At 39.4% G+C, this 7,509-nt stretch carries 7 protein-coding genes and 1 pseudogene; 6 read left to right on the forward strand and 2 right to left on the reverse strand.

Annotation, left to right across the window (positions count from 1 at the left end; translation table 11 throughout):
- Both LYNGBM3L_RS45215 and LYNGBM3L_RS25320 read right to left on the reverse strand, forming a co-directional pair.
- A pseudogene (locus LYNGBM3L_RS45215) lies at positions 1-441 on the reverse strand (transposase); the annotation flags it as partial.
- Positions 442-784: 343 nt separating this feature from the next.
- A complete protein-coding gene (locus LYNGBM3L_RS25320) occupies positions 785-1,027 on the reverse strand; it encodes a hypothetical protein (RefSeq protein ID WP_008188185.1) in 243 nt (80 codons plus the stop codon).
- Positions 1,028-1,605: 578 nt separating this feature from the next.
- On the opposite strand from LYNGBM3L_RS25320, the gene LYNGBM3L_RS48960 reads away from it, so the two are divergent.
- From LYNGBM3L_RS48960 to LYNGBM3L_RS25345, 6 genes are all read left to right on the forward strand, one after another.
- The gene (locus tag LYNGBM3L_RS48960) at positions 1,606-1,731 is read left to right on the forward strand and encodes a hypothetical protein (RefSeq protein ID WP_267872094.1); all 126 of its coding nucleotides are present in this window, start codon (positions 1,606-1,608) and stop codon (positions 1,729-1,731) included.
- A gap of 122 nt (positions 1,732-1,853) precedes the next feature.
- On the forward strand, positions 1,854-2,780 hold the full coding sequence (argF, locus tag LYNGBM3L_RS25325; protein WP_008188186.1) for an ornithine carbamoyltransferase: 927 nt from the start codon (positions 1,854-1,856) through the stop codon (positions 2,778-2,780).
- A gap of 340 nt (positions 2,781-3,120) precedes the next feature.
- A complete protein-coding gene (gene ectB / locus LYNGBM3L_RS25330; protein ID WP_008188187.1) occupies positions 3,121-4,449 on the forward strand; it encodes a diaminobutyrate--2-oxoglutarate transaminase in 1,329 nt (442 codons plus the stop codon).
- A 261-nt stretch (positions 4,450-4,710) separates the two neighbouring features.
- Positions 4,711-5,964, forward strand: coding sequence for an argininosuccinate synthase (argG, locus tag LYNGBM3L_RS25335; protein ID WP_008188188.1), 1,254 nt, complete (start codon positions 4,711-4,713; stop codon positions 5,962-5,964).
- 40 nt (positions 5,965-6,004) lie between these two features.
- Positions 6,005-7,075, forward strand: coding sequence for an FAD-dependent oxidoreductase (locus LYNGBM3L_RS25340; protein ID WP_008188189.1), 1,071 nt, complete (start codon positions 6,005-6,007; stop codon positions 7,073-7,075).
- Positions 7,076-7,134: 59 nt separating this feature from the next.
- Positions 7,135-7,509: cupin domain-containing protein (locus LYNGBM3L_RS25345; RefSeq protein WP_008188190.1), on the forward strand; the 375-nt coding region annotated here is incomplete at its 3' end.

The following is a 7,509-nucleotide window of genomic DNA, read 5'->3' on the forward strand; positions in this document are numbered from 1 at the left end:
CACGTTGGTATTCCTTCCTGACAACCTGTGTAGTAAAGGATTTTCTAGGAAAGCTAAAGTTTTGAGCTGTCTACAAAGCTCTTTTCTTCTCTTTTGGTTGTATGTACCAGAGAACCTTTTGTAAATCCTTTTGACAACTGCCTCAGTGCAAGCTGCTTGTTGGGCTGTGATTGCTTTCGCTACATCACTGACCGTCCATTCCATTAGTTTTGAAGGTAGTCCCAGGGATTCGGGAGTCCTAAAACTCCTTACTTCTGGGTACGCCTTTTTCCAATCTAGTCCCCAATGGTTAATACTTCCCAGCTTGTTGTAGGACTCAGCCCTGACGATACCCAGCTTTTTCATTACCTGCAGCAATTCAAGTTCAACCGACTTTGTCATCCCTGCCACAGGGACGACTTGAGTCGATATCCTTTTTGTTACTCCTTCTTTTCTTGGCATCGTTAGAGCTGGATTCTACACTTCAATTATACTCTAGCGCTAAGTAAATGTCAATGTCCATTTTGTGGTATTAAATACCGATTTATCCCTATTTTTAAGGGTTTAATTGCGAGGCTGTTTCAATATTCTGCACACTGGCATTATGAATCATTTGTCCTTTTTGAGAAGCTGCCCTAACCAAACTGACTACTGTATTATAGCTGAGGGGGTGACAAAAAGGCTAAAAAGTAAACGGGGTGTGGGGTGTAGGGTGTGGGGTGTGGGGAAAATAGAAGGGAATTTCGAGTTACCCGGTGCAATTTCATTCCGTCCCCAACCTGATTCAAGCGTCCCTACCAACGTTTCAAGCTCCTGATCTAAACCCGACACCCTTGCACCCGGTCACCCCACACCCAGTAAGGCTTTTAAGGCTGTTTGTCACCCCGTCAGCATTGAGACCCATCCCTTCACTTCTGGCTTTGAGAATCTCGATCATGCGACTTAAGGGGGTGCGCAGTCCTGCTATGGGGGTGGCGAAGGTCTCACGCTCAGTACGTATCGCACTCAAAGCAATGGTAGATGGTTCCTGTGCCGTTTTGGGTCTCATAGCGGTCGTGGGGTTTAACTTGTGGACTACCACACAACGGACAATTTTGGGATAATAACTCCATTGCTCACCTCTAAGTCGTGACAGGTCAAATCTTACCTATTATCCCTCCTAATTCAGATATAGCAAGACTTTCAACCACCCGCTTAACGGAACCAGTGCCTATATTTCACGAATCATTTAAAACTCCTATATCTACTGGTCTGACAAACCTGCGTAATGGCTTAAATATCACATTTTTGATCAATTTTTATGGCCTTTATTTTTAATTAAGATTATTGATAACTTTTATTAACTGTGCATAATACTGTGCATAATTATGTGATATTCTTCTCTAAGAGTTAATACAACTACGAAATCACTAAGTCGATGTAACCAACAGTAAAGTGGGATACACTGTAATCCCTCAATATTCCTAATGCACAGCAGACAAGCATATCGGCTAGTCAAATTTATCTCGAATTAGTGGAGGATATCCATGGCATAGCAAACTATGTAGTTATTTAAACTACAATCAGCAAATTATGAGTATTAGTGATCAGTTCACCAAAACCTACAGTAACAATACTTAAAAGTATGTGATCACCGTTACTCAAAAGGCAGTAGTTATTTCCTTTGGCATGGACGACCAGCAGCGTAGTTACTATGCTGCGCTTAACCTCAATCATCAAGACGACTCCAAAAGATATTTTAATGGTAATTAATGGCCTGGAAGTCTTTCCCTGTTACCGTGATCAAAAAATAGTTTTTAATTTTGCTAGAAGCTATATAATCATAAAGGTCAAATACTGCAAAAATTCAATTCAGTGAACGGAAAGCGATAATAATGGAAATAGGTTTTTTAAAAGGGCGAGACTTACTTAGTCTGTCAGATCTAAAAGCTGAAGAAATTCTTCAGCTTTTAGATCTAGCAAGGAAAATGAAAAGTGGTCAAGTTAACATTCAATCGAATAAACTTTTGGGCTTGTTGTTTTACAAGCCTTCTACGCGAACTCGGGTTAGTTTCTGGGCAGCAATGTCTCGACTTGGAGGGAAGGTTCTAGATCTTAATCCTGCACTAACCCAAGAGTCTCGAGGAGAACCTTTATCAGATATGGCAAGAGTTTTGAGCAAGTACCTTGACGTGCTAGCAATTCGTACATTTGGCCAGGAGCACTTAGAAGAGTACGCCCGCTATGCCAACATTCCAGTTATTAATGCTTTGAGTGATTTTGAACACCCTTGTCAAGTACTGGCTGATCTCCTCACAATTCAAGAATGCTTCGGGTCTTTTTCTGATCTCACACTAACTTACTTAGGCGATGGCAACAATATCTCCCATTCACTTTTGCTTGCCTGTGCCCTAGTAGGCATGAATGTTAGAGTTGCTACGCCTCAAGAGTATCAACCAAATCTTACAGTTCTAGAGAAAGCTAAGGCAATTGCTCAAGGCCGAACTGAAGTGCAGCTTCTCCACGATCCCAAATTAGCAATACAAGATGCACAGATCATCTATACAGATATGTGGGCTAGTATGGGTCAAGACGACTCTGGAGACATGCGTCTTCCATTATTTGAGCCTTATCAAGTAAATGATGAATTATTGAGCAATGTAGGGTCAGAAACTATTGTGATGCACTGCTTACCAGCTCGGCGAGGGGAGGAAATTACGGAAGAGGTTATTGAAGGCTCTAGATCTCGAGTTTGGCAAGAAGCAGAAAACCGAATGCATATTCAACAGGCTTTATTAGCAAGCCTTCTAGGGGATGATTAGTTTTAAGTTGCTAATCCAGACTAGCTAATTGGTTAACTGTAAGAAGCTGTTTGAAAAGTCTGAAAGGTTACGCTGATTCACTCTTAGAGCCAAGTGAAAAATAGGGACTTTGATGGATAAGTCTAGGTAATCTAGACCACTTTGAGGTGATCATCTTTGAGGTGATAATCCATACTTTTCAAACAGTCTCTAAGTTTGCTAAATCAATAAAATTCATTTTTATAAATTAAACCTTTAATTTTTGTAAATTAAAATAATCTAGAAACTAATTTAGTTTTATGATATGAATGTAGACCTAAAATTTCTGTATCCAATACTACTATTACGGATATAATTAGCCATGAATTCACAGAAAGCAATTCAAGATCCAGAGAGAAAATCAATATTAACGGACTATTTAAGCCCTGATCATCCTATTGATGAAATATTTAATCGTTACGAGTCTAACGTTAGATCGTACTGTAGAAGTTTCCCTGCTGTTTTTAGTCGCTCTAAGGGCTCAAAACTTTATCTTGAGTCTGGAGAAGAATTAATTGATTTCTTCGCAGGTGCAGGAACTCTTAATTATGGGCATAACAATCCTTTTATTAAGGATAAAATATCTCAATATATATCCCAGGATGGTCTTATCCATGGCCTAGATATGTATTCTAGTGCAAAAAAAGAATTTCTCCATAAGTTTTCAAATATTCTGAATGTAAGGGAGTTGGACTACAAGATCCAATTTCCTGGTCCAACAGGAACTAACGCCATTGAAGCTGCTCTTAAGTTAGCTCGAAAAGTTACAGGTCGGGAAGGTATTTTCTCCTTCATGGGAGGCTTTCATGGTGTATCTTTAGGAAGCCTTGCTGTGACAGGGAATCAAAAATTTAGGAAAGCAGCTGGCTTGCCTTTGACTAATGTTACATTTATTCCTTATGAAAGTAGTCCATATGGGAATTTTGATTCCCTTGGCTATATAGATCGAATCTTAACAGATCCTTCTTCAGGCATTGAACTGCCAGCAGCAATAATTGTTGAAACAGTTCAGGCAGAGGGAGGTGTCTATGTAGCTTCTATTGATTGGCTAGAGAGCTTGAAGAGTTTGTGTGAGCGACATGATATTCTGCTGATTTGCGATGATATACAAGCAGGTTGTGGTCGCACAGGCTATTTCTTTTCCTTTGAAAGAGCTAATATTACACCAGATATTGTTACGCTCTCTAAATCCTTAAGTGGGTATGGTTTACCGTTATCAGTAGTCCTAATGAGGAGGGATATCGATATTTGGGAGCCTGGCGAACACAATGGAACATTTAGAGGAAACCAGCTCGCTTTTGTTGGGGCAAGTGCCGCTTTCGACCACTATTGGGGAGGAAAGAGTTTAGAAATTAAGTTAAGAGAAAAAGAATCTTTTCTATCCAATTTTATGCAATCTGAAATTTTAGAAAAGTTTGAAGGAGTTGAAGTGCGTGGAGCTGGTATGATTTGGGGAATTGATATGTCAAGTCACAGTAGTCCTGAAGTATCTAAAAGAGTTTCACAGCTTTGCTTTGAAAATGGTTTAGTTGTTGAGGTCTGCGGAAGGAACAGTAGTGTTATAAAATTGTTACCGCCATTAACTATTGATATCCATGACCTCCGCCAAGGTTGTGAGATAATAGTTAAAGCAATGAGCAGATTGTGGTAATTAACTGATAGGAATCAAATATGATTGTTTCCTAAAATCAAATTATCTGCATAAATACCTTTGTAATAAACTATTTGGAAAGTCATAAATGTTACTTTACTATTTTTTTATTATGGCCTGATCATAGGGGCTATAGAGACATATCCTAGAGATAGCTTGATTAGTTTAAGGTAATAACTTTGGCTTTCCAATGATCCTCTGAGAAATTGGATTAATTGCATCCTCTTATAAAGGAAGTAAAAACAGGAATAAAAAACTAAAATGAAAGATATTAATACAGTACTGGAAATTGCTGAAATTGGAGAACCAATTGCCTTTGCTGTATCAGGTGGGCTCGATAGTTGTACGATTACTCGTTGGCTTACTGATAGAGGAGTGAAAGCTATTTGTTTTACAGCCGATCTTGGCCAACCAGATGAGAAAGATATTTCTCATATTGGAGATCGCATAAGAAAATCCGGTGCATATAGCCATCATTTCCTTCATTTACAAGACCACTTTGCTGAAGCAGGGCTGAAACTCATTCAAGCTCAAGCCTTTTATGAAGGTGGATATTGGAATATAACAGGAATTGCACGCCACATCATTGTTAAGGGTATCCTTGAAGCAATGACTCAACATAAACTCTCAATTCTTGCCCATGGATCTACAGGGCGTGGCAATGATCAAATTCGTTTCCAAGTTATGGCTCACATGCTCAATCCAGAAGTGAAGTTATATGCTCCTTGGCGCGATCCGATCTATTTGGATAAATTTCAAGGTCGTGCCGAAATGATTGACTTCTGCCAGGCTCATGGGCTTCCAATTCGAGCAACTAAAGATACTCCGTACTCAACAGACGCAAATTTATTGGGTATCACCTATGAAGGAGGTAAGCTTGAAGACTTAAAGACACCTTCAGATTTTGTTACTCCTACTATGGGAGTTTATCCAAAAAATGCACCTGATAAGGTTGAAAGGTTTGTTGTTCGTTTTGAGCAAGGAAGGCCAGTCGCAATTAACGAAAATCAAGTGTCTTTACTTGATGGGTTTAAGTTGGCTAATCAAATAGGAGGTCGAAACGGGGTTGGAATTGGAGTTCACGTTGTTGAGAATCGAATTGTAGGGCTAAAATCTAGAGGAGTTTATGAACAGCCTGGTATAGATCTTCTTAGCAAATGTTACAGATTTCTCCTCCAACTAATTCTTGATCGAGCATCCCAAAAGATGTTCGATCAGATGGCTTCACAACTTGGAGAAAACATTTACTATGGTTTAGGTTTTGACCTCCCTTCGCAAATGGGTTTTCGAGCTATTGAGCCCGTAACAAATTTAGCTACAGGTACGATTACAGTAGATATTTACAAAGGACATGTAACATTTGTCTCTGCTGAAGATGTACCACACAGTATTTATACAAAAGAAACAACTTCTATGGAGAACATTGGAAGTTTTAGCCATCTTGACTCAGAAGGTCTGCTTCGCATTCTTAGTTTAAGTGCTCGGGCAAAAGCTCATAGCCGCTTAACGTCATAGTTGGTAAATCAAGATTTGTATTCATTGAGGCTAATTTTTTATGGCAAATATATGGATAGATGATATGCATTTTAACTTTGCGGTTATTGGGAATGGATTGCTAGGATCTGCTATTTTAGACGAGATTTCAAAAGATCATTCTAGTGTTGTGGGATATGGTGCCAACTATGGTACAGCAGGTCGTTATTTCTCAAGCCATGAGGATGATTCAAGGCTTGTTAGAACTTATCATGATGACCACTACTGGGAAGATCTGGCAATCCGTAATCTTCAGGAAATTAGAGCTTTGGAAAAGGAAGTAGAAATGAAAGTATTCTACGACCTTCCTGTATATTATAATCGTAAAGATAACCAAGATGCATTGTTGTATGCCAGCCTTCAGCCTATTGGTGAGCAACATTCAGAAAGGGTACGACCACTCTTCAATGCTGAAGATATAGAAGGAGGCTTCCTTGACCCAAAGAGATATATTAAAGCCATGAATAGGCGTTCAATAAGGCGTGGCATAAATATTTATCCAACGGCAGTAACCTCTGTTACACAGGATAGAGAGGTATATCAGCTTATTCCATTAACTGGTCAAAGCGCTAGCACAGACATTGTTATTGACACCAGGGGAGCGTTTTCGGAAGAAGCTTTCAAACAAGGTAAAATCACCATTGTAGGAAAAGTTCTTATTTACACCACTGCTCCATTAGATGTAGAAGAAGGTAGCTTTTGCTTTATCGATTCATCCCCAAAGCAAAATGTCTTTCAGAATGCCTACGGCTTTTTCCAGTATCAAAAATTAGAGAATACAGCTATCTCAAAGTTCGGATTTACAGAATTACATTATGAAGAGTTAGCTAGCATAGATAAGTTGATATGGTGGTTCCAAGGGGGATATACTGAGTACAGTTATTTACAGGAAGCATTGCTGTATATAGAGGAATTTATGGGTGGATCCCACAAACTTTTGTCAGTCAAGCCATGCGCCCTTTCACTTACGAGTAATGGTAAGCCATTTGTAGAGCGAAAAGGGAATTATATAACAATCACAGGAGGAAATGGAAACCTCGCAAAGTGTAGCCAAGCTTTTGCACAGGAAGCATTACATCTTGTCGGTTTATGATAATCCGTTTTGTACAGAAGTCACTAACAAGTTTTTTTTTTAAAGGAGTCAGATAGCTTATGTATATTCAACGTAAGATCGAAGCCTTAAGTAAGTATGAATATGGTTGCGATTTACGGCGACTTTATCCTTCCCAGGATTTATCTAACCCTCTCTACTGGGGATCCGCAATTGCTTCTGTGCGACCCGGTGAGTGTACAACCCCCCATAAGCATGATGAGCTAGAAACTTTTATCGTATTGGCAGGGAAGGGAAGGATGTACATTGAGGCAGAAGAAGAAGATCTTGAAGCTGGGGATGTTGTTTTCATTCCCAGAGAACAAACCCATAGGTTTCAGAACCTGTCAAATCAGGATCCACTAACTTTTATTACCATCTTCTGGGACTCGCCAGAGGCGCGAGAACAAATTAAAACCTATATAGATAATCAGACT

The sequence above is a fragment of the Moorena producens 3L genome, assembly GCF_000211815.1.
Classification (GTDB): Bacteria; Cyanobacteriota; Cyanobacteriia; order Cyanobacteriales; family Coleofasciculaceae; genus Moorena; species Moorena producens.

Coding starts and splice junctions, on each gene's coding strand:
- LYNGBM3L_RS25320 (WP_008188185.1), bottom strand. CDS start 1,027: ATGAGACCCAAAACGGCACAGGAACCATCTACCATTGCTTTGAGTGCG.
- argF (WP_008188186.1), top strand. CDS start 1,854: ATGGAAATAGGTTTTTTAAAAGGGCGAGACTTACTTAGTCTGTCAGAT.
- ectB (WP_008188187.1), top strand. CDS start 3,121: ATGAATTCACAGAAAGCAATTCAAGATCCAGAGAGAAAATCAATATTA.
- argG (WP_008188188.1), top strand. CDS start 4,711: ATGAAAGATATTAATACAGTACTGGAAATTGCTGAAATTGGAGAACCA.
- LYNGBM3L_RS25340 (WP_008188189.1), top strand. CDS start 6,005: ATGGCAAATATATGGATAGATGATATGCATTTTAACTTTGCGGTTATT.